This is a genomic window from Pseudomonas sp. IAC-BECa141, from assembly GCF_020544405.1.
In the GTDB taxonomy this organism is placed as follows: Bacteria; Pseudomonadota; Gammaproteobacteria; order Pseudomonadales; family Pseudomonadaceae; genus Aquipseudomonas.
Genome location: NZ_CP065410.1, coordinates 2214687 through 2241291, shown reverse-complemented (window position 1 = coordinate 2241291; position 26605 = coordinate 2214687). Strand labels below are relative to the sequence as shown.

Sequence of the window (26605 nt, the reverse complement as noted above, 5' to 3'; positions counted from 1 at the left end):
TGATCACTTGTTTCAAGAGGAACTGAAAATGACATTGCCCACTGAAATGACCCGCATCGAAATCACCGAACCGGGCGGGCCCGAAGTTCTGCAATCCCGACGCGTGCCGCTGCCGATTGCTTCAGAAGGCGAAATACTGATCCGCGTGCACGCCGCCGGCATCAATCGCCCGGACGCTTTGCAACGCGCCGGCCAGTACCCGATGAAACCCGGCATGAACCCGATTCCGGGCCTTGAAGTGGCCGGCGAGGTTGTGGCGATTGGCAGCGGTGTCAGCAGATTTGCGGTGGGTGACCGGGTCTGCGCGCTGACCAACGGCGGAGGATATGCCGAGTACTGCACAGTCCCGGCCGGCCAGGCCCTGCCAATCCCCGATGGGCTGGACTGGATTCAGGCAGCGGCAATTCCGGAAACCTTTTTCACGGTGTGGGCCAATCTGTTCGGCCTCGGCGGCGCCAGCCGTGGTCAGCGCGCCCTGATCCATGGCGGCACCAGCGGCATCGGCACCACCGCGCTGATGCTGTGCCGCGAGTTTGGCATCGAAGCCTTCGCCACCGCCGGCAGCGCGGACAAATGCGCAGTGATCCGCAGTCTGGGCGGCGAAGCCATCAACTACCGGGAACAGGATTTCGCGACTGTTATCGCCGAGAAAACCGCCGGCCAGGGCGTTAATGTGATCCTCGACATCATGGGCGGCTCGTACCTCAACGGGAACATCAGCGCCTTGGGGATGGATGGGCGGTTGGTGATGCTCGGTTTCCTCGGTGGCGCGCGAGCCAATGACATCGATCTGCTGGCGATCCTCGGCAAGCGTGCGGTGGTCACCGGCTCCCTGCTGCGTGCCCGGACCTCTGCGGAAAAGGCAGCCATCGCCGATCAATTGCGCGAACACGTCTGGCCGGTGTTGGCCGCCGGACGCTGCCTGCCGATCATCGACCAGATCTTCCCGCTCGCCGAAGCGGCCAAAGCCCATGCGCGCATGGAAGCGGGCGACCACATCGGCAAGATCGTGCTGAAGGTCAACTGAGTCGTTGCAGCATTTTGTAATCGTTGCAGGCGTGCGGTGGTCGAAAATGTCACGCGCGGGTCAAGGCATCTGGTAAAAAGCGTTCTTTGTCCACGCCGTGGTGAAACGTTTAATGTTCCTTGCCTTCATGACCCGACTTCGACGCCGCCGTCTGGCGTTCGCCTGCATGGCTGCCCTGATCATCGGCGTGCCGGCGAGTTGTGCCGTGCTGGAACACACCGAACGCAAACTCTTGTTTCGCATTGAACCGGGCACCGCCGGCTGGTATCACGGATTGCCCGGCAGCGTGCAGGAACTCGACCTGCAACCGAAAAGCTTCAAGGCCGGGCAAAACATTCACGCCTGGTGGTGGCCGGCGGAACGTGCCGATGCGCCGGCCATCCTTTATCTGCACGGCGTACGCTGGAATCTGACCGGGCAACTGTTCCGTATCGAGCAACTGCGCGCGGCGGGTTATTCGGTATTGGCCATCGACTATCGCGGCTTCGGCCAAAGCCGTGGTGATCTGCCGTCGGAAAGCACGGTTTACGAAGATGCCCGTGTGGCCTGGGAACGCTTCCAGCTGTTGCAACCTGATCCGAACAAACGCCTGATCTACGGCCACTCGCTGGGGGGCGCGGTCGCCGTCGACCTGGCTGCCGAACTCGGCCGCGATGCCGCCAGAAATCACACCCCATTGCCGGTGCGCGGACTGGTCATCGAATCCACCTTCACTTCATTGGCGGATGTAGCGGCAGCCGTGGCCAACACCTCCCTTCCAGTCCGTTGGTTGCTGTCGCAGAAGTTCGACTCCATCGACAAGATCGCCGAGATCCACATGCCGTTGCTGGTGGTACACGGTCTTGCCGATGCGTTTGTGCCGTCACGTTTCAGCGAGCAACTGTTCGCCGCCGCCCGGCAGCCGAAACACCTGCTGCTGGTGCCCGGCGCAACGCACAACAACAGCATGGCGCTGGGCGGACAGAACTATCGCAAAGCGATCGATGCGCTGATGCAAACCCGACCTGTCGCCCGGGTGGCGGGCGCAGCGGTGCAGAAGAACCCGCGCGACTCCTGACGCCCTCTGCGCAGACCATCGGTCGCCCCGACAGGAAATTCTTGCAGCATCGGCTGGCAAACCGGCGTTCCAACGCTTTGCTGGATGGAGTCAATCCATGATGCTGTTTCGGCACACCCGGCCGCGCAGCGTTCCACTGCCTATTCGGGAGCACTACCATGAAAATCAACCCGTACCTGATCTTCAACGGCGATTGCCGCGCAGCTTTCACGTTTTACGAGCAATGCCTGCAAGGCAAGCTCGAAGCAATGATGACCTTCGGCGAAACCCCAGCCGCCGAACATGTGCCCAAAGAGCATCACAACCTGATCATCCACACCTGCCTGAAAGTCGGTGACCAGATGCTCATGGCTTCGGACACCACACCCGACCGCCCGACCCAAGGCATGAGCGGATGCTCGATTTCGCTGAATGTCGACAGCATCGCCGAGGCCGAACGAGTGTTTAACGCGCTGGCCAGAGACGGTCGCATCGACATGCCGCTGGAAGCCACCTTCTGGGCCGCCCGCTTCGGCATGCTGGTGGATCGTTTTGGCGTGTCGTGGATGGTCAATTGCGAAAGTGACAAATGATGCTGTCATTGCACCGGAGATGAAAAAGCCCGACCTCTTCAGGTCGGGCTTTTTCGTTCAACGTTGGGCCAACTCGTGCCGAACGCACTGTTCGTAATAGGTCTGCTTGACGGCCGCCGGCTTGAGCCGCGACGCGCTGTCGTAGGTCTGCTCGGTGATGCCCATGGCGGTCATGCGCATCCAGGGTTGCTGAAACTTGCGCGCCTGCAAGCGCTTGCGTGCGCCATACAGGGAAATCCCGGACAGCTTCGACTGTTGTGCGCCGGCGGCGATGTCCGACCCCCAGGTACAAGCAAAACGATGGCTCTTGCTCAGTTCCCTGGCCTGGGCCTCCACCGCGAACAGAGCGAGGGAAAGCGTTGCTACGGTGATGACAATCGTCCGCATATAGCCCACCTAACCTTTTGAAAAAAGGCGAGTTTGCCGGGACCGGAAACATTCGGGGGCCAGCAATTTGCCGCCTATTGCTTTCGTGCGCGAACTTCAACCCTCAACCGGGATGCGCCCTCTTCCTCGCACTGGATGACGATCGGTACAAAACGCTCGATCACCGAAATGTTGCTGTGCAAATGCTCGGTCATCCTGGGCGTGGTAAGCGATCCACCTCCGGCCAGCACCATCGGCAACAGCAACTGGTCCGCCAGATGTTCTGCCACCGCTGCACCGCTGTGCAACCAATCGGCCGCCTGATCGATCACGGCGTCCGCCACCTTCTCCGAACGTAGAGACGCTTGACCGAAAGCGCTGAAAACTTCGGTGACGTGTTCAAACGCATATTCCAGCAGCAACACGTTGCCCGGTCCGCAGGCCGGATCAAGAATGACCGCGTTCAACTCCGCTGACGCCATGTTCAATCGCTGGGCCACCCTTTCGAGCTCGCGGACACCAACACTCGGCGCCAGTCCCGCCGTCAGCGCACACGCCTGTTGCGAGAGCGGCAAGCCGCGCTCGCACAGGTGCAGTGCTGACAACTTCGATGGTTGCACCCTGACGTCGATTTCACCGCCACCCGCCGGTACGAACCCGTGGCGCAGCAACGTCAGTTCAACCTCCGCGCCCATCCGTCGCAGCAGCGGTAACCAGCTGCGGCTGAGAAAGTCGGTCGGTGGCGCCAGCGGATTATGCGTGCCGCCGCTGATCCGCACGCGGCTGGCTTGCGGCGCAAGCAATAAAGCGGGCAGCAAGGTCTGCAACACCAATGTGCAACTGCCGGCGGTTCCAATGGCAAAGCGAAAATCGCCACCGCGAATCGGCCCCGGCTCGAAGCTCAATGTCTGCGAGCCCAGCTCAGCCCCCTGGATCTTTGCACCACAGACTTGAGCAGCCGCAGTCACCGCGGTCAGGTGCTGGCGCAACAGTCCGGGACGACTGCGTCTGGCCCGAATCCGCTCGATGCGGAACGCCTGGCCCGTCACCATCGACAGACTCAGCGCACTACGCAACACCTGGCCACCACCGATGGCGCCGTCCAGTTCAATAACGTCCTGTTTCATTTTTTTCCTTATGCGTACAAACCAACGGTTTCCCGCAGGTATCGATCGAACTGCCGCGAATCTTCCCGGGTTCTTGGCAATGCCGGCACCGCACGCTCGAGTTCCGCCTCGATGAACGCATGCAACGCCGGACGACGAGGACCGTAAGCGCTCTCGTTGGCATTGCGTTTGAGCGCGAGCAGTTCGTCGACTTCATCGAGCAATGCACGATCATCGACGGTACTCAGCAGATCGCTGAACGTCATCGGCGGCCGACCACGCCCCTGATCGATCCAGCGCACCGCCAGCAGCGGCCGCAGTACGTAGAAATACTTCTTGAACCGCACGCTTTCACCCTGCAGATAACCACGGAAGTTCTTCTTCGCCATCGACAGATAATGATTGCGCGCGGCTGGCGGGCTGTAGAACGCCTCGGCCAGCGCCCGCAGTTGCGCAACCGCTGCGGTCTCGCTGCGATAAACCAGCGGGGAGTCGAGCCACTCCAGCAAGGTCGGGTTGGATTTGCGCAACAGCCCGAGGGTCTTGCGCAGCTCCCAGCCACTGACATCCAGCTCGTCATCCAAAGGCCGCTCGATGACATCACCTGGCGCATCGACCTGGACGAACCACTCCGGTTTCTCTACATAAACGAAGCGCACATCGTAATCACTGTCCGGCGAGGCAAAACCCCAGGCCCGGCTGCCTGATTCGCAGGCATACAGCACCGTGACATTGCGCTCACGCTCTATGCGCGCCAGTTCTTCCAGCACCCGGGCGCGCATGGCGCTGCACAGCGGATGTCGTTCTTCGAATTTCATGTCTTTCAATCCTTGTTCCGGCGCGCCTTTCGGCACGCGTTATCCCTTGACGCACACCACCTGACGCAGGGTGTGCAGCACTTCAACCAGCTCACGCTGGGCGTGCATGACTTTGTCGATGTCCTTGTAGGCCATCGGAATTTCATCAATCACCGCAGCATCCTTACGGCATTCAACATGCGCGGTGGCGCGGATCTGATCTTCGACGGTGAAGGTGTTTTTGGCCTTGGTACGGCTCATGGTCCGACCGGCACCGTGGCTGCAGGAGCAAAACGATTCTTCGTTGCCCAGACCACGCACGATGAAACTCTTGGCGCCCATCGAACCGGGAATGATCCCCAACTCGCCCTTCTTCGCTGACACCGCGCCTTTGCGGGTGACCAGAATGTCCTCGCCGAAATGCCGCTCTTTCTGCACATAGTTGTGGTGGCAGTTCACCGCTTCCAGCGCGACTTCGAATGGCTTGCGTATGATCTGCCGCGTGGCCTGAATCACCGCTCGCATCATCAGCTCCCGGTTCTGCTTGGCGAAATCCTGGGCCCAGCCCACGGCTTCCACGTAATCATCGAAGTGCCGGCTGCCTTCTTCGAAATACGCCAGATCACGATCCGGCAGGTTGGCGATGTGCTGGCGCATATCCGCCTGGGCCATCTGGATGAACAGGTTGCCGATGGCGTTGCCGACACCGCGCGAGCCGCTGTGCAACATGAACCAGACCCGGTTGGCTTCATCCAGGCACACTTCAATGAAGTGGTTACCGCTGCCCAGTGTTCCGAGATGCCCGCGGTTATTGGTGTTGGCCAGTTTCGGGTACTTGTCGGTGATCGCCTTGAACCGTGGGTTCAGCGCCGCCCAGGCCTGATCCGCCTGTTGCGGAATCTCGTCCCAGGCGCCTTTGTCACGGCGCGATCGGGTCGAACTGCGGCCATGAGGCACCGCTTGCTCGATGGCACTGCGCAGGCCATGCAGGTTGTCCGGCAGATCGGCCGCGGTCAGCGAGGTGCGCGCGGCAATCATGCCGCAACCGATGTCCACCCCGACCGCTGCCGGGATGATCGCGCCGACCGTGGGAATCACGCTGCCGATGGTCGAGCCCTTGCCCAGATGGACGTCCGGCATGACAGCCAGATGCTTGAAGATGAAGGGCATCTTCGCCGTGTTCATCAACTGCTCGCGAGCTTCGTTTTCCACCGGGACGCCCTCGGTCCAGAGCTTGATCGGTTTGCCGTTGGCGACTTCCAGCAGTTGGTAAGTGTGTTCTTTCATCATCTCGATTCTTCAGGTAGTTCCACCGGTATTCGCCGGCAGATTCAAAAAAGGTGGCACGACAAAGGTTGGTGACTGTTGCGCGTTACCGCGCACCGGGATTAGCCGGCCTCAGATGTACAGCCATCGGCATTCGTGCCGTCACGCGCACTGACAAGGGTTTGGTGAGACGTCTTGGATGTAGTCCCACCGGCATTCAGTGCCCGTGACAAATCAATTCATTGGGTGGCTGATTGCCTCATCCCATGCATTCAATCGCTTCGACCCAGTGCTGCGGTCCGTACCGGCCGGCAGTGAACTGCTCGATCACATCAAACACCGCATCACTGAAACCGCCGACATTCAGGATGTCGTCACGATCCGCCACCGGTGTCGCCCAACCTGGTTGCAGGTCAATGCAAATCAGGCGTGCCTGCGGGTTGATCCGCTTTATTCGCTCCCATTGCAACATTGTCTCGCTGGCGCCCTGACGTCGCGCATCGATCCAGGATTCGTTGTCGGACACCATGAGCAACGTATCGACCCTGGCCTTGCTGTCCGCCAGTTTCTTCAACGGCGCCGAGCAGCAGGTTCCGCCGCCGAAAATGCCCGCAAGTTTTTCGGCATTGCTGATCACACTGTCGCGCGGGTTGAGGGTGATATCCACCACCTTCCATTCGAACGGCATCACCCGTGCCGTCGGCTGTTTACGCAACACCGCCGCCGTAATCAGCGCCGCCACATCGATGCAGCGCACCGCGGTGGTCGCGCCCTGACGATAACCGGTCAGCGGGCTCCCCATGGATCCGGAAACATCCGGGCAAACCACCACAGCCCCCTGAAGCTTCGGCACATTGGCCAACGACAGCTCCAGCGCATCCTGCAAAGCCTCGCGAATCAGCGCCGGCACGTCATCGCCGACCATCCGGTACGCTGCCAGCAACTGGTACGGATACACCCGTGCCCCGACCACTGCTTCGGGATCCGCCAACCGTGCGGCCACGGTTTCGGTGCAACCCGTCACTTCAAAAGCACCATGGCGCGCAAGCGTATTGAGGTTGATCCGCAGCCCCTGCCAGCCCATGTTTCGCGCCTGCTCTGCCCATTGTTCCTTGCTCAACGTTTCGTTACCGAGCAATTGAAAAGGCACTTCAGGCACTTGATCACTCGCTCCGCTGCGAAATGCCAGCAGATCGCGAGTCAATCCGGGCAACGCCTGTGCATCCACCGGTTTGCCGATCACCCAGGCAAAAAACGCTTCGCGCCAGGCCTCGGACGGTTTTGGGTGAACCATCTTCACCACATCCGCCAGCGAAGGCTGATTGCCGATCGATGCCTGCAAGAGCTGGCGTTCGGTCGCGCTGTTCAGCCAGTTCTGCACCAGACGCTTGGGCTGAGAACCCAGGGAGCGGCGACCGGTGGCGCCACTGCGCAGGATTTGCACGAAATTGCGCAGCATTTTGCCGCTGTCCACGACCTTCTCGAACACCTCCGGCACCAGAGCCGAACGCTGAGCCGTCAGCGCTGCCAGCAACAAGGCCGGCATGTCTTTCATGTGTCCTTTCTGGCGAGCATAAAGAGCGACATTTGCCACGAAACGGCTGTCCAGCTCCGCCACCAGCTTCAACACCTGATCCAACTGACTTTGAGCGGATGCGTAAAAGGTCGAATTCAGGCAACCGGTGACTGCCAGCTGGGCCAGCTGATGCTTGGGTGTGTAGGCATAAGCCGCGGCACCGGAAGCATTCAAGGCGTCGCACGCCGGCAGGCTTTTCGATTGCGTATTGAAGAGGTTGAAATTGGCCATTCGTGGCGTCTCGCTATGTTGTCCTGTTCGTTGCGACAGGTATTGCAGTCGCTGTGCCAGCTTTTGAAAAAGTTCGAAAATTATTCTTATCTATTTGATTTTTAAAGATTTTATTTTAGTTTCAATTACCTATGAACTCTCATCACGACAAATAACACGCTTAAACATTATCATTGGGTATCGTCATTTATCTTTAAGGATCATCAATGTCCGGCAAGCGCACCGTCGCCATCGGTTTCATCGGCGCCACCCTTGATCGCGTAGGCAAAGGCGCCAACCGCTGGAACCATTGGCGGCCTAGCGTGGGCCTGTGCCAGCAACCGGATGTATTGATCCATCAACTGGAACTGATACACGGCACAGACGCCCGGGACACGAGCCTGGCCGAACGCATTCGCGAGGACATCCATCAGGTGTCGCCCGGCACAGAAGTGCGCCTGCACCCGATGCCGTTGCGTAATCCCTGGGATTTCGAAGAGGTCTACGGCGCGCTCCATGACTTCACCTCCGAATACACTTTCGATACCGAGCGTGAGGACTATCTGGTGCACATCACCACAGGAACCCACGTCGCGCAGATCTGCTGGTTCTTGCTGACCGAGGCGCGCTACTTGCCGGCACGCCTGATCCAGACCTCCCCCGCCCGCCGCAAGAATGAAGAAGAACCGGCCACCGGCACACACGCCCTGATTGACCTGGATCTGTCGCGCTACGACCGGATTGCCTCTCGCTTCACTCACAGACGCCTGGAAGGCCTGGAGTTTCTCAAGTCCGGCATCGCCACCCGAAACACCGCGTTCAACCGCTCCATCGAACAGATCGAACGCGTGGCCGTACGCTCCAAAGCGCCGATGCTGCTGATCGGTCCGACCGGCGCCGGCAAGTCTTTTCTCGCCCGACGCATTTACGAGCTCAAACGCAGTCGCCATCAAATGCAGGGACGCTTCGTTGAAGTCAACTGCGCCACCCTGCGTGGGGACGGTGCAATGTCCGCGCTGTTCGGCCACGTCAAAGGCGCCTTTACCGGCGCACAAAACGCACGCGACGGCCTATTGCGAGCGGCTGACGGTGGCATGTTGTTTCTCGATGAGATCGGCGAACTGGGCACGGACGAACAAGCCATGCTGCTCAAGGCCATCGAAGAGAAGCGCTTCTTCCCGCTGGGCTCGGACAAGGAAGTCGACAGCGACTTCCTGATCATCGCAGGCACCCACCGCGACCTGCGCAGTCGTGTCGCCGAAGGCCTGTTCCGGGAAGATCTCTACGCTCGGATCAACCTCTGGACGTTCGACCTGCCAGGCTTGGCGGGCCGCCGCGAAGACATCGAACCCAACATCGATTTCGAGCTTGAACGCCACGCGCGCGAACACGGCCAAATGGTGCGCTTTAACCTTGAAGCCCGACGGCGCTACCTGGGGTTTGCCAGCTCACGGGAAGCTGCGTGGCTGGGTAACTTCCGCGAGCTTTCGGCCTCGATCACGCGCATGGCGACACTGGCCGACAGCGGGCGAATCGATGAAGCGCAGGTCGAGGAGGAAATTGATCGACTGCGGTACGCGTGGGGGCTGGCGCAACCGACAGGCGTGACTGATGAACTGCCGGGCAATGCCGAGACACTGGACCTGTTCGATCGATTGCAATTGAAGGCGGTGCTGGAAGTTTGCCGCCAGGCAGACAGCCTGTCGGATGCCGGCAGACGACTGTTCGGCGTGTCGCGACAGGCCAAAGCGCAGCCCAATGATGCCGACCGATTGAGGAAGTACCTCGGGCGGTTCGGCATTGACTGGAACCAGTTGCGCGAGCAGTGAAACATGACCGTAGCCAATTGGGTCGATGAGATAAACTGCGCCGCACCGCGATACCGGCACCGAACAAAGGACAAAAACGGATGGACTTACTGGAGTTTTTTTCAAACCTGCTATCGGCTCTGAATAGCTTCCAGACGTCCGGCCAAAAGCCTCGCAGAGTCTTCACCCGCGGATTTGTAGTGACCTGCGTCTTCGTGGCGATCATCGAGCTGTTCTTACTGAACCATATCTATAGCGGGCATCCGTGAACGAATAGCTACGAGTTCCGCCCGTCAGTTGACCGGCACTTTACCCCGGGTCAGAACTTCCAACGTCTATCAACCTGACGCGGAAGCCCGACGATGAACCGAACCATTGCAGCCCTCATGCTTGGAAGTCTTTTATCCGCCAATGCCTCCCTCGCAATGGCGGGAAGCAGCGTCCCGCCAACCGGCATTCCCGGGGTCAACCAGGGAGGCACCGAGTCCAAGGAAGAAAAGGCCGACAAAAAGGGTGAAGAGGCCTCGGGCTCGAACTCCGGTGCAGAGGCCCATGAAACCGAGAAGGATGCGCAAACGTCCAGCGGCTCAAAGGATGGGATGAAAGAAAAGAAGCCCTGAGCGAGTTAGCCGCCTCATAAGTTTTTGCAGGCATAAAAAGGCTCGAGGGGCGGCTGGTTGTTACAAGGGATGGAAAGAAGAGGAAATGCAGGGCTTCTATGATGTACGAGGATTGCCGCTGCAACCTGTATCAGAAAGTCGGAAAGGATGGGCAGAAAATCGCAGGCCATGCCAGTGAGAGCACGACCAAAAACTAACAGAAGGACCGTGCGAAAATCGTCTGGTCGGACGCAGCTTCGGACCTGAATATCAGCGAAATTACCGGGTAATTTTGCGCGGGTTTTGCGCAGGCACAAAAAAGCCGATCCAGATGATCGGCTTAAGTGTCTGATGTTACTCAGGAATTATGGTCGGGACGGAGTGATTCGAACACTCGACCCCTAGCACCCCATGCTAGTGCGCTACCGGACTGCGCTACGCCCCGACTAGGTTTGAAACTCGTTCTTCATCTCGAAGAACGCTCAAGAATATATCGCAAGCTTTTGAAAACTGGAAGTATTTAAAAGCAGGAAATTATTTTTGAGAACCACCAGCACATCTTCGAGCTCGGCGATCATCTGGCGGATCATTTGCTTGTATTGGGTGGTGTCGTCTTTGGCTTCATCGCCGGACAGACGCAGGCGCGCGCCGCCGATGGTGAACCCCTGATCGTAAAGGAGCGCGCGGATCTGCCGGATCATCAGCACGTCCTGGCGCTGATAATACCGGCGGTTTCCGCGGCGTTTGACGGGGTTGAGCTGAGGAAACTCCTGCTCCCAGTAGCGCAGCACGTGCGGTTTCACCGCACACAGCTCGCTGACTTCACCAATGGTGAAGTAGCGTTTGCCCGGGATGACGGGTAGTTCGTCGTTATGACTTGGTTCCAGCATAAGCCTCAACTCGGGCCTTCAACTTCTGCCCTGGACGAAAGGTGACCACACGGCGAGCCGTGATCGGGATTTCTTCCCCCGTTTTCGGGTTGCGGCCAGGCCGCTGGCGTTTGTCCCGAAGGTCGAAATTGCCGAAACCCGACAGTTTGACCTGCTCGTTGTCTTCAAGAGCGTGCCTGATTTCCTCGAAAAACAGTTCAACCAATTCCTTGGCTTCCCGCTTGTTCAGGCCCAGCTCTTCATACAGACGTTCCGCCATCTCTGCTTTCGTCAAAGCCCCCATACGTCACTTCCTTAACGTGGCGTTCAACCTTTGTTCGAGCGAGGTGAGGATATTTTGCGTCGTCGAATTCACCTCATCGTCATTAAGAGTGCGCGATGGATGCTGCCAGGTCAAGCCGACTGCGAGGCTTTTTCTATCAGGATCAATGCCTTTACCCTGATACACGTCAAATAGCCTGAGGTCTGTCAGCCATTCGCCTGCATTTTCACGGATTACGTCCAGTACAGCCGAGGCTGCAACGTCTTTGTGCGCAATCAGTGCCAGGTCACGACGCACTTCAGGAAAGCGCGACAACTCGTGGAATTTCGGCATTTTCCCCAGAGCGACTTCGGCCAGAACCAGCTCGAAGACGAAGACCGGACGGTCGAGACCCAGGGATTTCGAAAGCTCAGGGTGAATCGCGCCGATAAAACCGACTTCACGCCCTTCCCGCTCGATGCGCGCGGTCTGACCCGGATGCAGCGCAGGGTGTTTGCCCGGTACGAAAGTGAACTGATCCAGCGCACCGGCAAAACCCAGCACCGCTTCTACGTCAGCCTTGACGTCGAAGAAATCCACGGTCTCGCGACCTTGCGCCCAGCCTTCCGGCAGACGGCTGCCGCACACCACACCGGCGATCATCGGCTCTTGCTTCAGACCTTCCAGCTGACCGACAAAGCGCAGACCGCTCTCGAACAGGCGGACACGATCCTGCTGACGGTTGAGGTTGTGTTGCAACGCCTTGACCAGCCCTGGCCACAGCGACGAACGCATGGCAGCCATGTCATTGGAGATCGGGTTCGCCAACAGCAGCGGCTCGACGCCCGGGTTGAACAGCTCGAATTGCTTCGGATCGATGAAGCTATAAGTGATTGCTTCCTGATAGCCACGAGCTACCAGCAGACGACGCAGCTCTGGCAGATCACTACGCGCTTCAGCCTTGGCTTGTGGCGCCAGACGAGCTTGCGGGTAACGAACCGGCAGGCGGTTATAACCGTACAGACGCGCCAGCTCTTCGATCAGATCGACTTCCAGGCTGATATCGAAGCGATGGCTTGGCACTTCCACGCGCCATTGCCCAGCTCCGTCGGCGCAAACCTTCAAACCCAAAGCATTGAGCAGACGCTCGACTTCGGCGGAATCCATTTCCATGCCCAGCATCTGGGTGATGCGCTGAGCACGCAGAGTAATGGCCGCGATCGACGGCAGATGCTGCTCGCTGACGGTTTCGATGATCGGGCCAGCTTCGCCACCAGTGATTTCCAGCAGCAAACCAGTGGCGCGCTCCATGGCTTCACGGGCCAGTTGCCAGTCCACCCCGCGCTCGTAGCGGTGCGAAGCGTCAGTGTGCAGACCGTAGGACCGAGCCTTGCCCGCCACAGCGATCTGATCGAAGAACGCACTTTCAAGGAATACGTCACGAGTGGTCGCGGACACACCACTGTGCTCGCCACCCATCACGCCGGCAATGGCCAGAGCGCGAGTGTGGTCGGCGATCACCAGCGTATCGCTACGCAGGCTGACTTCCTGACCGTCGAGCAGCACGAGCTTCTCGCCCTCTTCCGCCATGCGTACCCGGATGCCGCCATTGATTTCGGCGAGATCGAACGCGTGCAGCGGCTGACCCAGCTCGAGCATCACGTAGTTGGTGATGTCGACGGCAGCGTCGATGCTGCGGACTTCCGCGCGACGCAGGCGTTCAACCATCCACAGCGGCGTAGGCTTGGAAAGGTCAACGTTACGGATGACCCGGCCCAGATAACGCGGGCAGGCAGCAGGTGCGAGGACCTCTACCGAACGCACTTCGTCGTGCACCGCCGGAACGGTCATCACCACCGGGCGAGTGACCGGAGCGTCGTACAGCGCTCCGACTTCACGGGCCAGACCGGCCAGGGACAGGCAGTCGCCACGGTTCGGAGTCAGGTCGACTTCGATGCTGGCGTCTTCCAGGTCCAGATAAACACGGAAATCTTCGCCCACCGGCGCATCGGCCGGCAGTTCCATCAGACCATCATTGCCTTCACCGACCTGCAGCTCGGATTGCGAGCACAGCATGCCGTTGGACTCGACGCCGCGCAGCTTGGCCTTCTTGATCTTGAAGTCGCCCGGCAGCTCGGCACCGATCATCGCGAACGGAATCTTCAGGCCCGGACGCACGTTTGGCGCACCGCACACGACCTGGAAAGTTTCCGCACCATTGCTGACCTGGCAAACGCGCAGTTTGTCGGCATCGGGATGCTGCTCGGTGCTGAGCACCTCGCCCACCACCACGCCACTGAAAACACCGGCGGCCGGCGTAACGCTATCGACCTCAAGACCGGCCATCGACAGACGTGCAACCAGCGCGTCGCGATCTACCTGCGGGCTGACCCAGCCACGCAGCCATTGTTCACTGAATTTCATCCTGCTCTCCTAAGAATTCGTTACGACTAGCGAAATTGCGCGAGGAACCGCAAGTCGTTGTCGAAGAACAGACGCAAGTCGTTCACGCCGTAACGCAGCATGGCCAGTCGCTCGACGCCCATGCCGAAGGCAAAGCCCGAGAATTCTTCCGGGTCGATCCCGGACATGCGCAGCACGTTCGGGTGAACCATGCCGCAGCCCATTACTTCCAGCCAGCCGGTCTGCTTGCAGACGCGGCAGCCTTTACCGCTGCACATCACGCATTCCATGTCGACTTCGGCGGAAGGCTCGGTGAACGGAAAGTACGAGGGACGGAAACGCACGGCCAGTTCTTTTTCGAAGAACACCCGCAGGAACTCTTCGATGGTGCCTTTCAGGTCGGCGAAGTTGATGTCGCGATCAACCAGCAGGCCTTCGACCTGATGGAACATCGGCGAGTGGGTGATATCGGAGTCGCTGCGATACACACGGCCTGGGCAGACGATGCGGATCGGCGGCTTTTTCGATTCCATGGTGCGGACCTGTACCGGCGAGGTATGGGTGCGCAGCAACATGTTCGCATTGAAATAGAAGGTGTCGTGCATCGACCGGGCCGGGTGATGACCTGGGATGTTGAGCGCCTCGAAGTTGTGATAGTCGTCTTCGACCTCAGGGCCTTCGGCAATGCCGTAGCCGATATGGGTGAAAAACTGTTCGATACGTTCCAGAGTCCGGGTTACCGGATGCAGACCACCGGAGGTCTGACCGCGGCCCGGCAGGGTCACGTCAATGGATTCGGCAGACAGCTTGGCAGCCAGTTCGGCTTCCTCAAACAGAGCCATGCGCGCATTGAGAACGCCTGTGACACGTTCCTTGGCAACGTTGATCAGCGCGCCGACCTGCGGACGCTCTTCTGCCGGCAAATTCCCCAGGGTCTTCATCACCTGAGTCAATTCACCCTTTTTGCCAAGGTATTGAACCCGGATTTGCTCCAGGGCATTGATATCTTCAGCGCTTTGCACAGCCTCTAGTGCTTGAGAGACCAGCGCATCCAGGTTTTCCATGTACAGACTCCAGATACAAAATAGGGGAAGAGCTTGAAGGCTCTTCCCCTATTTATGACGTTTAACACCTGGCCCCACAGAGGTGAAGCCGGGTGACTGTCGGGGGTACTTAAGCCAAGGTGGCTTTAGCTTTCTCGACAATCGCAGCAAACGCCGCTTTTTCGTTCACTGCCAGATCAGCCAGAACCTTACGGTCGATCTCGATGGACGCTTTTTTCAGGCCAGCGATGAAACGGCTGTAGGACAGACCGTTAACACGAGCACCAGCGTTGATACGAGCGATCCACAGAGCGCGGAACTGACGTTTTTTCTGACGACGGTCACGGTAGGCGTATTGGCCTGCCTTGATTACCGCTTGCTTGGCAACACGGAATACGCGGGAGCGTGCGCCGTAGTAGCCTTTAGCAAGTTTCAGAATTTTTTTGTGACGTTTACGGGCAATGACGCCACGCTTTACACGAGCCATGAGTTACTTCCTCTATTCTTGATCCAAAAATTAACGAAGGCGCAGCATGCGCTCGACTTTTGCCACGTCAGACGGATGCAGCAAGCTGCTACCGCGCAGTTGACGCTTACGCTTGGTCGACATTTTGGTCAGGATGTGGCTCTTGAAAGCGTGCTTGTGCTTGATACCGTTAGCAGTTTTCAGAAACCGCTTAGCAGCACCACTTTTGGTTTTCATCTTTGGCATGTTCGGATACTCCGCATTCAGTTGATAAACATAATCAGAAGGCCTGCCGTGCCCTGTTGATTACTTCTTCTTTTTCGGGGCGATGACCATGATCAGCTGGCGTCCTTCCATCTTAGGATGCTGTTCGACCGAACCGTACTCGAGCAGGTCTTGTTCAACCCGCTTGAGAAGCTCCATCCCCAGCTCCTGGTGGGCCATCTCACGGCCGCGGAATCGCAAGGATACCTTGGCCCTGTCCCCGTCACTCAGGAAACGTACCAGGTTGCGCAGTTTTACCTGGTAATCCCCTTCCTCCGTCCCTGGACGAAACTTGATTTCTTTTACCTGAATCTGCTTCTGGTTTTTCTTCGCCGCAGCAATCTGCTTCTTCTTTTCGAAGATCGATTTGCCGTAGTCCATCACACGGCAAACCGGTGGGACTGCGTCGGCAGAGATTTCTACCAGATCAAGCTTTGCTTCTTCAGCAATACGAAGCGCTTCATCAATCGAGACGATGCCAATCTGCTCGCCATCAGCGCCAATTAACCGAACCTCGCGTGCCGAGATATTCTCGTTGATCGGGGCTTTCGGTGCAGTTCGTTTATCTTGTCTCATTTCACGCTTAATAATAATTACTCCGAATCTGGGCGACCACGCCGGGAAACCGCTTGCGCGAGAAACTCAGCGAACTGGGCGACGGGCATCGAGCCCAGGTCAGCACCTTCACGAGTACGCACAGCGACAGTCTGCATCTCGACTTCCTTATCCCCAATAACCAAGAGATATGGAACCTTGAGCAAAGTATGCTCGCGGATTTTAAAGCCGATCTTTTCATTTCTCAAGTCGGACTTGGCACGAAACCCGCTTTCGTTGAGAGTTTTTTCGACCTGAGCGACGAAATCTGCCTGTTTATCAGTGATATTCATGATCACCGCCTGGGTTGGCGCGAGCCACGCAGGGAATGCACCTTCGTAGTGCTCAATCAGAATCCCGACGAAACGCTCGAACGAACCGAGGATCGCACGGTGCAACATCACTGGATGCTTGCGGCTGTTGTCTTCGGAGACGTATTCGGCTCCCAGGCGCACAGGCAGGTTGAAATCGAGCTGCAAGGTACCACACTGCCACACACGACCGAGGCAATCTTTCAGCGAGAATTCGATTTTCGGACCATAAAACGCCCCCTCACCCGGTTGCAGATCGTATGGCAGGCCGGCGCTATCAAGCGCTGCAGCCAGGGCCGCTTCGGCGCGATCCCACAGCTCGTCGGAACCGACGCGTTTTTCCGGGCGAGTAGACAGCTTCATCTCGACATCGGTAAAGCCGAAGTCGCGATAAACATCCATGGTCAGTTTGATAAACGCAGCGGATTCAGCCTGCATCTGCTCTTCGGTGCAGAAGATGTGGGCATCATCCTGGGTGAATGCACGGACACGCATGATGCCATGCAGGGCACCCGATGGCTCGTTACGGTGGCAGGCACCGAACTCGGCCAGTCGCATCGGCAGCTCGCGGTAGCTCTTCAGGCCTTGGTTGAACACCTGCACATGGCATGGGCAGTTCATCGGCTTGATCGCGTAGTCGCGGCTTTCCGACTCAGTGGTGAACATGTTGTCGGCGTAGTTGGCCCAGTGCCCGGACTTTTCCCACAGGCTGCGGTCAACGACTTGCGGCGTCTTGATCTCGAGATAGCCGTTGTCGCGCTGCACTTTGCGCATGTACTGCTCAAGCACCTGGTACAGCGTCCAGCCATTCGGGTGCCAGAACACCATGCCCGGCGCTTCTTCCTGGGTGTGGAACAGGCCCAGGCGCTTGCCGATCTTGCGGTGATCGCGCTTTTCAGCTTCTTCGATACGCTGGATGTAAGCTGCCAGCTGCTTCTTGTCTGCCCAAGCGGTGCCATAAACGCGCTGCAATTGCTCGTTCTTGGCATCACCGCGCCAATAGGCGCCGGACAGCTTGGTCAACTTGAAGGATTTCAGGAAGCGAGTGTTCGGCACGTGCGGACCGCGGCACATGTCGACGTATTCTTCGTGATAGTACAGGCCCATGGCCTGCTCGTTCGGCATGTCCTCGACAAGGCGCAGCTTGTAATCTTCGCCGCGAGCCTTGAAGACTTCGATCACTTCGGCGCGCGGAGTGACTTTCTTGATGACGTCGTATTCGGTATCGATCAGCTGTTGCATGCGCTGCTCGATGGCAGCCATGTCGTCCGGAGTAAAAGGACGTTCGAAGGCGATGTCGTAATAGAAGCCTTCGTCAATGACCGGACCGATGACCATTTTGGCCGTCGGGTACAGCTGCTTGACCGCATGGCCAACCAGGTGAGCGCAAGAGTGGCGAATGATTTCCAGCCCCTCTTCATCCTTTGGCGTGATGATTTGCAGCGTCGCGTCGCTGTCGATGATGTCGCAGGCGTCGACCAGCTTGCCATTGACCTTGCCGGCCACGGTGGCTTTGGCCAGACCTGCGCCAATGGATGCGGCGACCTCGGCTACGGAAACCGGGTGATCGAATGAACGTTGACTGCCGTCGGGAAGAGTAATAGTTGGCATGGCGCCTCCTCTCCTAGTGGTGACCCCTACCAAAGGTCACGTGGGTTGGGATGAGCCAGTACAAGATCCGATCCAGGCCATTCAATGACGAACGCCTGCCTTACAGCGGCAGGAGCCTTGCGGCCAACCGGAAAACCGAACCAGAGTGACTGGGATTCAAATCAGAAATTCGTACATTGCCGCCACCGGGACTGAAGGTCATCCGGAGCCTGCGAACGCCCGAGCGAGGCATGCTAGCACAGATGAACGGTCACCGATGCACTCTGGTTTTTACCGGGAGGCAAATCGTCTGTTTTATGCGAGAGTGCTGAACTTGATCGGCCTTCAGGCCCTCAAATAACAAGACATTGACCCACAAGGAGCATCCCCGCATGCGTCTTAACACCCTGCTTGCCGCAGTCGCCCCTCTCATTTTGCTGCTGCCGTTGAGCGCCCACGCCGACTGGCCCAAGGGCGAGCGTGAGAAATACATGGCTCAGTGCACCCAGGCCGCGACTCCGCAAATCGGTGCTGCTGCCGCGAAATCCCACTGTGCATGCGGCGCCGATGCCATCAAGTCCTACCCTGCCAGCGATATTCAGGCGCTGATGGACAATAAGGCCAGTCAGGAATTGCAGCAGAAAGCCCTGGGACAAATTGCCAAATGCAAGGCCAACGTCCCGGCAAAAAAATGATGAAACATGCCTTTTCAATGCCTCCGGCACCGCTGAAAAGCATCTGATTCAGGCTTTTTCGTACGATTTATGCAGGTTTTACAGGTTTTTTTATTGTCTTTATTTTTCGCTCGAGGCCTTTTAAACCGGGGCCTCCAGCCGAAACAGGCAGACAAGAAAACAAGACCGATTGGCAAACAGCACGTCCGGGGGGCTACCAAAGCGAACATTTCGACTATGATACCCCGGTGTGCCCAGTTGGCCTGAGCAGCACAGTACTACTGAAAATATATGTTTCTTGGAGATACACCATGTCTAATCGCCAAACCGGCACCGTTAAATGGTTCAACGATGAAAAAGGCTTCGGCTTCATCACTCCTCAAGGTGGCGGTGACGACCTGTTCGTACACTTCAAAGCTATCGAAGCTGACGGTTTCAAAAGCCTGAAAGAAGGCCAAACCGTTTCCTTCGTGGCTGAGAAAGGCCAAAAGGGTATGCAAGCTGCACAAGTTCGCCCAGAGTAATTTCCCGGCGCACTAAAAAAACCCCGTCCATGTGACGGGGTTTTTTATGGGTGAAACAAAAGCCCGAAAGGCTCAGCCACAGTTGACGCGTGTAACCACCAGGTTCTGATCGGTATTCAGGTTGAGGCGATCGGATCGGTACTCCAGAGTAATCATGTCATTGGGCTTGAGGAACCGGGCGTTCTGCGCACCGGCCTTTTTGCGTGCCTGCTCCAACAGCTCCGGCGAAGCTTTCTTGCCGAGAGCGAACTCCGCAGCAGATGCCTCACAACGACCATGGCCAGCCTCAGTCGCCACGGGATCCTTCTGCGACTCGCTGGAGGTTGTAGAGCAACCAGCCAAAAGAGCAACGACCATCAGTGCACCCAGTGACGCGAACTTGCAAGGCATTGAAGCCTCCTTATTTCAATTTTGAGCAGAGATCGTGCGACCGCCAATACAGCGTTTGGTTTCACGGTGAGTGCTATCACCCTGCCCTACGATCGGAAAAACGCCGAGTGTGCCTGAGCATCACCTGAAGCATCACCCCGTAAAACGTCACTGAATATTAATGACGTTCAATAGACATCAATGTAGTCATAGGGCGGGTTCGGCCAGTTGTCCTTGAGCGCATTGAAAATCTGCATGACCCAGACTTCGTCGCTGGCCGCGACATTTCCCACGTATCCCGAGCCTTTTGCCCAGGTCTCCAGACGAAACAGCAGGCCATCGATCTCCTGGCCGCCAGTGACGCCCGAAGAGATATAAGCGATGCCGCCCTTGGTCACGCGCAGCTGGGTGTGCTCGTCATCACTGGCCGACGCCAGCATGCGACGCACAGCATGAAGAGTCAGGCCGTCGGGGCTGTTCAAATCGATCTGCACAGCGCAATCCTTGTTTTTTGCGGAAATGACCAAGTGTCGCATAGCCCTGCGCTCATGCCTAAGTCGCAGTGCCAAACACTCGGCAAAGTGGTTAACTCAAAACTCCGATCCCGTGACCGAGCCCCGCCATGACCACCGTAAGCATCACCGCCGACATAAAGGCCACCTGGCCACAAGGGCATAGCTCTTACAGTCCGGGCAGCCCGGAGGAATTGGCATTGATCAGCATCGACTTGCTGGTGAAGACGTTGGGAACACAGGGCGCGCAATCCTTCATTGCCCAGCTGTTCGAAAAGTATCCCGATGCCTTCAAAGGGACATCGGGTACCGAGAGGGAGTAAAAGCCCGCAAACTGGCACCTGCAGGCGCATGGCTTATTTCAGACGCTTCAGACGCTCGGTCAGCAGATCGAAGAAGCCCTGGGCGTCGCCGTTCTCCACCCAGAAGGCGTTCTTGGGCGCCTTCAGACCGTCATACCAGTCGACAACGGTCTGGCCGAACGTCGGGCCTTCACGGCTGTCGACCACCACATTCACCGAACGACCAGTGAACAGCTCAGGCTTGAGCAGATAAGCCACGACGGTAGCGTCATGCACCGGACCACCCGGAATGCCGTAGTGCTCCATATCCCCTTTGATGTACTCGTTGAGGATGTCGCCGACAATCTTGCTCGCATTGTTGTTCAGTGCCGCAATCTGCTTGAGGCGTGCATCGCTGGTCAGGATCTTGTGGGTCACGTCCAGCGGCAGGTAAGTCAGTTTCACACCGCTCTTGAGCACCACCTCAGCCGCTTGCGGGTCGGCGTACAGGTTGAACTCGGCCACTGGCGTGATGTTGCCGCCATTGAAGTGAGCGCCGCCCATGATCACCACTTCCTTGATCCCCTGAACAATCTCCGGCTCCTGAATCAGTGCCAGGGCCAGGTTGGTCTGCGGACCGAGCATCGCGATGGTGATGCTGTGCGGCTTGGCTTTTTTCAGAGTGTCGATCAGGTAATTGACCGCATTACCTTCAGCCAGGCCTTTCTTCGGCTCATGTACCGTGACACCCGAAAGGCCTTCCTTGCCATGGATGTTTTCGGCGTAGATCGGCGTACGCATCATCGGTTTAGGCGCACCGGCGTATACCGGAATCTCTTCCCGCCCTGCCCACTCACGGGCCAACCGGGCATTGCGCGAAGTCTTGTCCAGACGGACGTTGCCAGCCACGGTGGTCAACGCGCGAATGTTCAGCTCCTCCGGGGAGGCCAGGGCAAACAACAGGGCGACCACGTCGTCGGCGCCCGGATCGGTATCGATGATCAGGTCGATCTTTTCCGCCGCGTGGGCGCCGGTCGCTGTTATCACAGACAAAAGCAGCAGACTCCGAATCAATTGATGAATTTTTTGAGCATAGCGTTGCATGGCGCATTCCTTGTGCAGATGAAATCAAAAGGGGCGAACCCCGTCAGAATGTAACTCCGGACACCAGCACGATGTTGCAGTACGGCTGACATTCTCCCGTACGAACAATCGCTCGTGCCTGTCGGCTGAGTACCTTGAATTGCTCGTGACTGAGCAGATCGCGCCGCCCGAGCGAGCCTTCGTCATTCAGCTCTTCCAGCGTGGACAGCGCGGTCGGTTGCTTGTCGAAAATCTCCTTGGCCAGCGCATGGCTTTCCACCTGCATCTCGCTGAGCACGACTTTCAGGGTGCTGACGAAATCCGGGACGCCGTGCGTCAACGCCAGATCGATCAGTTCAACACCCGGCGGCACCGGCAGGCCGGCATCACCGATCACGACCATGTCGCCGTGACCGAGGGAGGCAACCAGCCTCGACAGGGCGACATTGAGCAAAGGAGTCTTTTTCATGCGGATTTGAATGCCTGTACGTCGGAGGTAGTGGGAATGGACGGCTGGGCACCTGCCCGGGTAACCGACAGGGCCGCCGCTACTTGCCCGAAACGAATGGCCTCGTCCTCGGTTTTGCCGGCCGCCAGTGCAGCCGCAAATCCGCCGACAAAGGTATCCCCGGCGGCGGTGGTATCGACTGCCTCCACTTTGGGTGCCGGAAAATGCTGGTAACCCTTGCCATCGGCGAACAGTGAACCTTGAGCGCCCAGTGTGATGATGACCTTGCCAGCGCCCAGTGAAATCAGGTGTGCAGCGGCTTTCTCGGCGGTCTCCAGCGAATCCACCGGCAAACCGCTGAGGGCGGCGGCCTCGCTCTCGTTGGGAATCACGTAATCGATGGCGGCAAACCAGTCCGTCGGCAACGGACGACTGGCCGGCGCCGGGTTGAGGATGACCGTCTTGCCCAGTTCACGCCCGCGTTTCAGCGCATGGCCCACAGTCGCATCGGGAATTTCCAGCTGGCAGATGATCACGTCGGCCGCCTGCAGCACTGCGTCGAACCGGTCGATGACCGCCGGGGTCATCGAACCATTGGCGCCGGCCACGATGACAATCGCGTTCTGGCTATTGTCATCGACCACGATCAGCGCCACACCACTGGAACCCTCCACCACGCTGACTGCCTGACAATCAATCTGCTCGGCCAGCAACGCGTCGCGCAATTGCAGGCCATAGTCATCATTGCCGACACAACCAACCATCGACACTTGCGCACCCAATCGAGCAGCGGCCACCGCCTGATTGGCGCCCTTGCCACCGGACACGGTCGCGAAGGAATGGCCGATCAGCGTCTCACCGCCCCGGGGCAAACGCGGCGCCCGGGTGACCAGGTCCATGTTCAGGCTGCCTATTACCACTACATTTGCGGACATACATCACTACTCTTCAATTCGTTTCAGCGGTATTCGGTGAACACGCCGGACAGCGGTGCAGTCGATTCACGCAGGACAATACTCGGGGTCACGATCCGCTGATCCGTCGCCAGACCCGGAGCGGCAATTCTTCGCAACAACACTTCCGCCGCCATTTCTCCCAACTGAAGGATCGACTGGCCCACGGTCGTCAGCGCGGGATATACGTAGCGACTCATCTGGATATCGTCGAAGCCGATCACTGAAAGCTCGGCGGGCACGCGCACGTTGCGTTCCGCCGCAGCCCGCAACACACCGATGCCGATCATGTCGTTACCAGCGAAAATCGCGCTCGGCGGGTTGCGTTCAAGCAGGACCGAAGCCGCGTTGTAACCGCCGGTGCTGGTGTAGTCGCTTTCCAGCACGCGCGACGGGGACACTTCAATCCCGGCCTCTTTCAGCGCTCGAGAAAAACCGGCCTGACGCATTTGCGCAACACTGGTACTGGCAGGACCACCGATCGTGGCGATGTCGCGATGCCCGAGTTCAAGCAGATGCCGTGTCGCGAGGTACGCGCCATATTCGTGGTCGATGCGCACCAGGTCGGCGTCTACGCCTTCGAGTCCACGGTCGACGATCACCATCGGCGTCTTCACGCCCGCCAGCCCTTGCGCCAGGCCGCTGTCACCACCGGCAGAGGCGACGATCAGGCCGTCGATGCGTTTTTCCAGCAGGACCCGCAGATAGCTGCGCTGTTTGTCCGGGTTGTCGTCGGAGTTGCAGAGGATCACGCAGTAACCGTTACGCTCGCAGTAATCCTCGATCCCGCGCGCCAGTTCGGCGAAGTACGGGTTGAGACTGTTGGGCACCAACAAACCGATGGTTGCAGTGGTTTTCGCTTTCAGCGAACGGGCCACGGCGCTCGGCACATAGTCGAGACTCTTGATCGCCGCCTCGACCTTGAGCCGCACTTCTTCGCTCACCGGTCGGGTCTTGTTTACTACGTGGGACACGGTCGTGTAGGAAATTCCTGCAAGTGCCGCCACATCCTTGATCGTTGCCATTTATCAGCCCCGTCGGCTTGCACGTTGACTGCGGTAGGTGTCGAGCACCACGGCGATCACGATCACCGCACCGGTGATGATGCGCTTGGTCGGCTCGGTCGCGCCAATCTGCGCCAGACCGGCCGCCAGCACGGAGATGATCAACACACCGAAAAAGGTACTGATCACCGAACCACGCCCGCCCATCAGGCTGGTACCGCCGATCACCACAGCGGCGATCACTTGTAGCTCCAGGCCGGAACCGGCGTTCGGGTCGGCCGCTTCCAGCCGGGAAATCTGGAACAGCGCCGCAATACCGGCGAGCAGCCCCATCAGGCTGAACACCAGGATCTTGTAGGGTTTTGGATTGATCCCCGCCAGCCGCACCGCTTCTTCGTTGGTGCCAATGCCGATCAGGTAGCGACCGAACACGGTACGGGTCAGAACGGCCTGGGCAATAAAAATGACCAGCAAGGCAATGATGAACGATGGCGAAATGCCGAAGGCAATCGGGTTCGAAAGCCAGGCGAAGGAATCACCGATATAGGCGGTGCGCGAACCGGTCATCTGATAGGCCAGGCCACGGGCCATTTCCAGGACACCCAAAGACACGATGAATGACGGAATTCGCCACGCCACGGTAATCGAGCCGGTAACTGTGCCGGCCAACGCCGCGACGGCCATACCCAGTAAGGCAGCCGGCATTACGCTCCAGCCCCAGCCAAGAATCGCCACGCTGACAGTGGATGCCGCGAGTGCCAGTACCGAGCCTACCGACAGGTCGATTCCGCCAATGATCAGTACGAACGTCATGCCCACCGCCAGAACCATCAGATCGGGAATCTGGTTGGCCAGAGTGCTGAAGGTGTTGTACGACAGGAAATGGCTGCTCATGACCGAGAACAGCGCAATCATTGCCAGCAAGGCGCCAGCCAGGCCCAGATAAGTGCCGAGGCCGTAGAAATTGCCACTGGATTTGCCGGCGGAAGATGCAGTTTTCATGGGAGATCCCTAGGCGCTGCTTCGTTGAGCAACGCATCACGTTTCTGGTAGCCGGCGAACGCGGCAGCAAGCAAGTCGTCCTGGGTCCAGCTGTCGCGCTCGAAAGTGTCGATCAGGCGCCCTGCCGACAGCACGCCAATACGATCACAGATCAGCATCAGCTCGCGCAGGTCGCTGGACACCACAACCAGCGCCTTGCCCTGACGGGTCAGTTCACCAAGCAGGTTATAAATGTCGAATTTGGCGCCGACATCGATACCGCGAGTGGGCTCGTCGAACAGCAGCACCGAACAGTCGCGCTCCAGCCAGCGGCCGATCACGACTTTTTGCTGGTTGCCACCGGACAACTCGGACACCAACTGGGTCGGGCTGGAACTGCGGATGCGCATGGCGTCGATCTGCCGCTGCGCGAGCTTCGTTTCATCGCCGTTGTTGACGAACCCGCCGCTGGAAATTTCCGGCATGTTACCCAAGGCAATGTTGGCGCTGATCGACTGACTCAGGAGCAGGCCTTCGCCCTTGCGATCTTCGGTGATCAAGGCGATGCCGTTGCGCACAGCATCGACGGGCGAACGAATGCTCACCGTTTTGGCCGGCGAACCGAGCGCCACCGTGCCGCTGTCCGCGACGTCGGCGCCGAAGATCAGCCGCAAAAGCTCGGTGCGCCCTGCCCCGATCAGCCCCGAAATGCCAAAAATCTCACCGGCGCGCACTTCAAAGGACACGTCGCGAACCTTGTCGGAGCGGGTCAGGCCTTTGACCGTCAAGGCCGGCGCGCCGATATGGCGAGTCCCCAGATCGATATGCTCGCCCAGCTCGCGGCCAACCATCAGGGTGACCAGTTGCTCGCTGTTGTAATTGGCCATCGGCTCGACGCAAACCAGGTTGCCGTCGCGCAACACGGCAATGCGCTGTGCGACCCGGGCCAGTTCTTCGAGACGGTGAGAGATGTAGATGATCGAGACGCCGCGCGCCTGCAACCGGGTGATTTGCTCGAACAACATCTCGACTTCGCGGGCGGTCAGCATCGCGGTCGGCTCGTCGAGAATCAGCACATGACAATCGCCGATCAGGTTACGGGCGATCTCGACCATTTGCTGGTGACCGATGCCCAGCTCGCCGACCAGTGTGTCCGGATCGATGGCATCGAGGCCGACTTGAGCCATGGCTTCGATGGCGGCCTTGCGCAGTTGCTTGCGGCTGATCCAGCCACCGTTGCTCGGCAGATTGTCGAGGAACAGGTTCTCCGCCACCGAAAGCGTCGGCAGCAGATTGAGCTCTTGCATGACCATGCGCACACCCTGCTCTTCAGCTTGCGTGCGACTGCCGGGGCGATATTCCTTGCCCTGAAACTGCATCTGACCGGTGGTGGGTGTGACCAGCCCGCCGATGATCTTCGACAAGGTGCTTTTGCCGGCACCGTTCTCACCGGTCAGCGCCAGTACTTCACCGCGCATCAACGTCAGGTCGATGCCGGTCAGAACCGGTTGCGCGTAGGTCTTGCCGATACCGCTGACCGAGAGGACAGCGTTCGGAGCGGAAACTGACATAAAAATCTCCATGCGCTCG

The 26605-nt window shown here is 58.5% G+C and carries 29 protein-coding genes and 1 tRNA gene; 8 read left to right on the top strand and 22 right to left on the bottom strand.

The window, feature by feature from the left end; genetic code table 11:
- The first annotated feature begins 28 nt into the window (after positions 1-28).
- The 3 genes from I5961_RS10180 (at position 29) to I5961_RS10170 (ending at position 2656) form a co-directional block, all read left to right on the top strand.
- Positions 29-1027 (top strand): NAD(P)H-quinone oxidoreductase, encoded by a 999-nt coding sequence (locus tag I5961_RS10180; RefSeq protein WP_227235103.1) that lies wholly within the window; start codon positions 29-31, stop codon positions 1025-1027.
- A 112-nt stretch (positions 1028-1139) separates the two neighbouring features.
- Positions 1140-2084 (top strand): alpha/beta hydrolase, encoded by a 945-nt coding sequence (locus tag I5961_RS10175; protein ID WP_085701216.1) that lies wholly within the window; start codon positions 1140-1142, stop codon positions 2082-2084.
- A 158-nt stretch (positions 2085-2242) separates the two neighbouring features.
- On the top strand, positions 2243-2656 hold the full coding sequence (locus tag I5961_RS10170; RefSeq protein ID WP_085701217.1) for a VOC family protein: 414 nt from the start codon (positions 2243-2245) through the stop codon (positions 2654-2656).
- A 57-nt stretch (positions 2657-2713) separates the two neighbouring features.
- Here the strand turns inward: I5961_RS10170 and I5961_RS10165 are convergent, their stop codons facing one another.
- From I5961_RS10165 to I5961_RS10145, 5 genes are all read right to left on the bottom strand, one after another.
- Positions 2714-3043, bottom strand: a complete 330-nt coding sequence (locus tag I5961_RS10165) for a hypothetical protein (RefSeq protein ID WP_064378879.1) — start codon at positions 3041-3043, stop codon at positions 2714-2716.
- Between the two features lie 74 nt (positions 3044-3117).
- The gene (gene rtcA / locus I5961_RS10160; protein ID WP_085705359.1) at positions 3118-4149 is read right to left on the bottom strand and encodes an RNA 3'-terminal phosphate cyclase; all 1032 of its coding nucleotides are present in this window, start codon (positions 4147-4149) and stop codon (positions 3118-3120) included.
- 8 nt (positions 4150-4157) lie between these two features.
- The gene (locus I5961_RS10155) at positions 4158-4946 is read right to left on the bottom strand and encodes a nucleotidyltransferase domain-containing protein (RefSeq protein WP_227235101.1); all 789 of its coding nucleotides are present in this window, start codon (positions 4944-4946) and stop codon (positions 4158-4160) included.
- 39 nt (positions 4947-4985) lie between these two features.
- Positions 4986-6212: an RtcB family protein gene (locus I5961_RS10150; protein ID WP_227235099.1), complete on the bottom strand. Its 1227-nt coding sequence runs from the start codon at positions 6210-6212 to the stop codon at positions 4986-4988.
- 238 nt (positions 6213-6450) lie between these two features.
- Positions 6451-7998: a vWA domain-containing protein gene (locus tag I5961_RS10145; RefSeq protein ID WP_227235098.1), complete on the bottom strand. Its 1548-nt coding sequence runs from the start codon at positions 7996-7998 to the stop codon at positions 6451-6453.
- Positions 7999-8204: 206 nt separating this feature from the next.
- Here I5961_RS10145 and rtcR point away from each other — a divergent pair, with 206 nt between their 5' ends.
- Together rtcR and I5961_RS10135 are read left to right on the top strand one after the other, a co-directional pair.
- A complete protein-coding gene (gene rtcR / locus I5961_RS10140; RefSeq protein WP_227235096.1) occupies positions 8205-9806 on the top strand; it encodes an RNA repair transcriptional activator RtcR in 1602 nt (533 codons plus the stop codon).
- Positions 9807-10147: 341 nt separating this feature from the next.
- A complete protein-coding gene (locus tag I5961_RS10135; protein WP_085701222.1) occupies positions 10148-10405 on the top strand; it encodes a hypothetical protein in 258 nt (85 codons plus the stop codon).
- A 347-nt stretch (positions 10406-10752) separates the two neighbouring features.
- Here the strand turns inward: I5961_RS10135 and I5961_RS10125 are convergent.
- The 9 genes from I5961_RS10125 to thrS all read right to left on the bottom strand — a co-directional run bounded on the left by I5961_RS10125 (position 10753) and on the right by thrS (position 18207).
- Positions 10753-10829: transfer RNA gene (locus I5961_RS10125), tRNA-Pro, on the bottom strand.
- A gap of 37 nt (positions 10830-10866) precedes the next feature.
- Positions 10867-11274 carry a MerR family transcriptional regulator gene (locus I5961_RS10120; RefSeq protein WP_227235095.1) on the bottom strand — a complete coding sequence of 136 codons (408 nt, stop codon included), beginning with the start codon at positions 11272-11274 and terminating at the stop codon, positions 10867-10869.
- Entirely contained in the window at positions 11255-11557 is a 303-nt protein-coding gene (gene ihfA, locus I5961_RS10115; RefSeq protein ID WP_002553164.1) for an integration host factor subunit alpha, read from the bottom strand. Before ihfA ends, I5961_RS10120 begins: the two co-directional genes overlap by 20 nt.
- Positions 11558-11560: 3 nt before the next feature.
- Positions 11561-13939 (bottom strand): phenylalanine--tRNA ligase subunit beta, encoded by a 2379-nt coding sequence (pheT, locus tag I5961_RS10110; RefSeq protein ID WP_085705366.1) that lies wholly within the window; start codon positions 13937-13939, stop codon positions 11561-11563.
- Positions 13940-13965: 26 nt separating this feature from the next.
- A complete protein-coding gene (gene pheS, locus I5961_RS10105; RefSeq protein WP_011333387.1) occupies positions 13966-14982 on the bottom strand; it encodes a phenylalanine--tRNA ligase subunit alpha in 1017 nt (338 codons plus the stop codon).
- A 109-nt stretch (positions 14983-15091) separates the two neighbouring features.
- Complete coding sequence (gene rplT, locus I5961_RS10100) at positions 15092-15448, bottom strand: 50S ribosomal protein L20 (protein ID WP_002553161.1); 357 nt, start codon at positions 15446-15448, stop codon at positions 15092-15094.
- 30 nt (positions 15449-15478) lie between these two features.
- Positions 15479-15673, bottom strand: a complete 195-nt coding sequence (gene rpmI, locus I5961_RS10095; RefSeq protein ID WP_002553160.1) for a 50S ribosomal protein L35 — start codon at positions 15671-15673, stop codon at positions 15479-15481.
- A 60-nt stretch (positions 15674-15733) separates the two neighbouring features.
- Positions 15734-16285 (bottom strand): translation initiation factor IF-3, encoded by a 552-nt coding sequence (gene infC, locus I5961_RS10090; RefSeq protein WP_170929631.1) that lies wholly within the window; start codon positions 16283-16285, stop codon positions 15734-15736.
- Positions 16285-18207 (bottom strand): threonine--tRNA ligase, encoded by a 1923-nt coding sequence (gene thrS / locus I5961_RS10085; RefSeq protein ID WP_007956031.1) that lies wholly within the window; start codon positions 18205-18207, stop codon positions 16285-16287. Before thrS ends, infC begins: the two co-directional genes overlap by 1 nt.
- A 371-nt stretch (positions 18208-18578) precedes the next feature.
- Between thrS and I5961_RS10080 the strand changes: the two genes are divergently transcribed.
- Positions 18579-18881 carry a hypothetical protein gene (locus tag I5961_RS10080; RefSeq protein ID WP_227235093.1) on the top strand — a complete coding sequence of 101 codons (303 nt, stop codon included), beginning with the start codon at positions 18579-18581 and terminating at the stop codon, positions 18879-18881.
- Between the two features lie 290 nt (positions 18882-19171).
- Positions 19172-19384: a cold-shock protein gene (locus I5961_RS10075; protein WP_017904083.1), complete on the top strand. Its 213-nt coding sequence runs from the start codon at positions 19172-19174 to the stop codon at positions 19382-19384.
- 72 nt (positions 19385-19456) lie between these two features.
- Here the strand turns inward: I5961_RS10075 and I5961_RS10070 are convergent, their stop codons facing one another.
- Positions 19457-19774 carry an I78 family peptidase inhibitor gene (locus I5961_RS10070; RefSeq protein WP_085701225.1) on the bottom strand — a complete coding sequence of 106 codons (318 nt, stop codon included), beginning with the start codon at positions 19772-19774 and terminating at the stop codon, positions 19457-19459.
- Positions 19775-19941: 167 nt separating this feature from the next.
- Entirely contained in the window at positions 19942-20247 is a 306-nt protein-coding gene (locus I5961_RS10065; RefSeq protein ID WP_227235092.1) for a hypothetical protein, read from the bottom strand.
- A gap of 128 nt (positions 20248-20375) precedes the next feature.
- Here I5961_RS10065 and I5961_RS10060 point away from each other — a divergent pair, with 128 nt between their 5' ends.
- A complete protein-coding gene (locus I5961_RS10060; protein ID WP_085701226.1) occupies positions 20376-20588 on the top strand; it encodes a hypothetical protein in 213 nt (70 codons plus the stop codon).
- 33 nt (positions 20589-20621) lie between these two features.
- Here I5961_RS10060 and I5961_RS10055 read toward each other — a convergent pair whose 3' ends face one another.
- From I5961_RS10055 to I5961_RS10030, 6 genes are read right to left on the bottom strand one after another with little or no spacing between them, the layout of a single operon-like run.
- Positions 20622-21650 (bottom strand): nucleoside hydrolase, encoded by a 1029-nt coding sequence (locus I5961_RS10055; RefSeq protein WP_085701227.1) that lies wholly within the window; start codon positions 21648-21650, stop codon positions 20622-20624.
- A 43-nt stretch (positions 21651-21693) separates the two neighbouring features.
- Positions 21694-22098 carry a D-ribose pyranase gene (gene rbsD, locus I5961_RS10050; RefSeq protein WP_085701228.1) on the bottom strand — a complete coding sequence of 135 codons (405 nt, stop codon included), beginning with the start codon at positions 22096-22098 and terminating at the stop codon, positions 21694-21696.
- Positions 22095-23012: a ribokinase gene (rbsK, locus tag I5961_RS10045; RefSeq protein WP_085701229.1), complete on the bottom strand. Its 918-nt coding sequence runs from the start codon at positions 23010-23012 to the stop codon at positions 22095-22097. Before rbsK ends, rbsD begins: the two co-directional genes overlap by 4 nt.
- Positions 23013-23035: 23 nt before the next feature.
- Positions 23036-24055, bottom strand: coding sequence for a LacI family DNA-binding transcriptional regulator (locus I5961_RS10040; RefSeq protein WP_085701230.1), 1020 nt, complete (start codon positions 24053-24055; stop codon positions 23036-23038).
- A gap of 3 nt (positions 24056-24058) precedes the next feature.
- Entirely contained in the window at positions 24059-25036 is a 978-nt protein-coding gene (locus I5961_RS10035; protein WP_085701231.1) for an ABC transporter permease, read from the bottom strand.
- The gene (locus I5961_RS10030; RefSeq protein ID WP_085701232.1) at positions 25033-26586 is read right to left on the bottom strand and encodes a sugar ABC transporter ATP-binding protein; all 1554 of its coding nucleotides are present in this window, start codon (positions 26584-26586) and stop codon (positions 25033-25035) included. The genes I5961_RS10035 and I5961_RS10030 overlap by 4 nt, the downstream gene beginning before the upstream one ends.
- Positions 26587-26605: the final 19 nt, after the last annotated feature.

Coding starts and splice junctions, on each gene's coding strand:
- ihfA (WP_002553164.1), bottom strand. CDS start 11,557: ATGGGGGCTTTGACGAAAGCAGAGATGGCGGAACGTCTGTATGAAGAG.
- I5961_RS10075 (WP_017904083.1), top strand. CDS start 19,172: ATGTCTAATCGCCAAACCGGCACCGTTAAATGGTTCAACGATGAAAAA.
- I5961_RS10030 (WP_085701232.1), bottom strand. CDS start 26,586: ATGTCAGTTTCCGCTCCGAACGCTGTCCTCTCGGTCAGCGGTATCGGC.
- I5961_RS10070 (WP_085701225.1), bottom strand. CDS start 19,774: ATGCCTTGCAAGTTCGCGTCACTGGGTGCACTGATGGTCGTTGCTCTT.
- I5961_RS10165 (WP_064378879.1), bottom strand. CDS start 3,043: ATGCGGACGATTGTCATCACCGTAGCAACGCTTTCCCTCGCTCTGTTC.
- I5961_RS10175 (WP_085701216.1), top strand. CDS start 1,140: ATGTTCCTTGCCTTCATGACCCGACTTCGACGCCGCCGTCTGGCGTTC.
- rplT (WP_002553161.1), bottom strand. CDS start 15,448: ATGGCTCGTGTAAAGCGTGGCGTCATTGCCCGTAAACGTCACAAAAAA.
- I5961_RS10135 (WP_085701222.1), top strand. CDS start 10,148: ATGAACCGAACCATTGCAGCCCTCATGCTTGGAAGTCTTTTATCCGCC.
- I5961_RS10040 (WP_085701230.1), bottom strand. CDS start 24,055: ATGGCAACGATCAAGGATGTGGCGGCACTTGCAGGAATTTCCTACACG.
- I5961_RS10055 (WP_085701227.1), bottom strand. CDS start 21,650: ATGCAACGCTATGCTCAAAAAATTCATCAATTGATTCGGAGTCTGCTG.
- I5961_RS10120 (WP_227235095.1), bottom strand. CDS start 11,274: ATGCTGGAACCAAGTCATAACGACGAACTACCCGTCATCCCGGGCAAA.
- I5961_RS10150 (WP_227235099.1), bottom strand. CDS start 6,212: ATGAAAGAACACACTTACCAACTGCTGGAAGTCGCCAACGGCAAACCG.
- I5961_RS10145 (WP_227235098.1), bottom strand. CDS start 7,998: ATGGCCAATTTCAACCTCTTCAATACGCAATCGAAAAGCCTGCCGGCG.
- rtcA (WP_085705359.1), bottom strand. CDS start 4,149: ATGAAACAGGACGTTATTGAACTGGACGGCGCCATCGGTGGTGGCCAG.
- rpmI (WP_002553160.1), bottom strand. CDS start 15,673: ATGCCAAAGATGAAAACCAAAAGTGGTGCTGCTAAGCGGTTTCTGAAA.
- I5961_RS10155 (WP_227235101.1), bottom strand. CDS start 4,946: ATGAAATTCGAAGAACGACATCCGCTGTGCAGCGCCATGCGCGCCCGG.
- pheS (WP_011333387.1), bottom strand. CDS start 14,982: ATGGAAAACCTGGATGCGCTGGTCTCTCAAGCACTAGAGGCTGTGCAA.
- rbsK (WP_085701229.1), bottom strand. CDS start 23,012: ATGTCCGCAAATGTAGTGGTAATAGGCAGCCTGAACATGGACCTGGTC.
- rbsD (WP_085701228.1), bottom strand. CDS start 22,098: ATGAAAAAGACTCCTTTGCTCAATGTCGCCCTGTCGAGGCTGGTTGCC.
- I5961_RS10060 (WP_085701226.1), top strand. CDS start 20,376: ATGACCACCGTAAGCATCACCGCCGACATAAAGGCCACCTGGCCACAA.
- rtcR (WP_227235096.1), top strand. CDS start 8,205: ATGTCCGGCAAGCGCACCGTCGCCATCGGTTTCATCGGCGCCACCCTT.
- I5961_RS10170 (WP_085701217.1), top strand. CDS start 2,243: ATGAAAATCAACCCGTACCTGATCTTCAACGGCGATTGCCGCGCAGCT.
- I5961_RS10080 (WP_227235093.1), top strand. CDS start 18,579: ATGCGTCTTAACACCCTGCTTGCCGCAGTCGCCCCTCTCATTTTGCTG.
- pheT (WP_085705366.1), bottom strand. CDS start 13,939: ATGAAATTCAGTGAACAATGGCTGCGTGGCTGGGTCAGCCCGCAGGTA.
- thrS (WP_007956031.1), bottom strand. CDS start 18,207: ATGCCAACTATTACTCTTCCCGACGGCAGTCAACGTTCATTCGATCAC.
- I5961_RS10035 (WP_085701231.1), bottom strand. CDS start 25,036: ATGAAAACTGCATCTTCCGCCGGCAAATCCAGTGGCAATTTCTACGGC.
- I5961_RS10180 (WP_227235103.1), top strand. CDS start 29: ATGACATTGCCCACTGAAATGACCCGCATCGAAATCACCGAACCGGGC.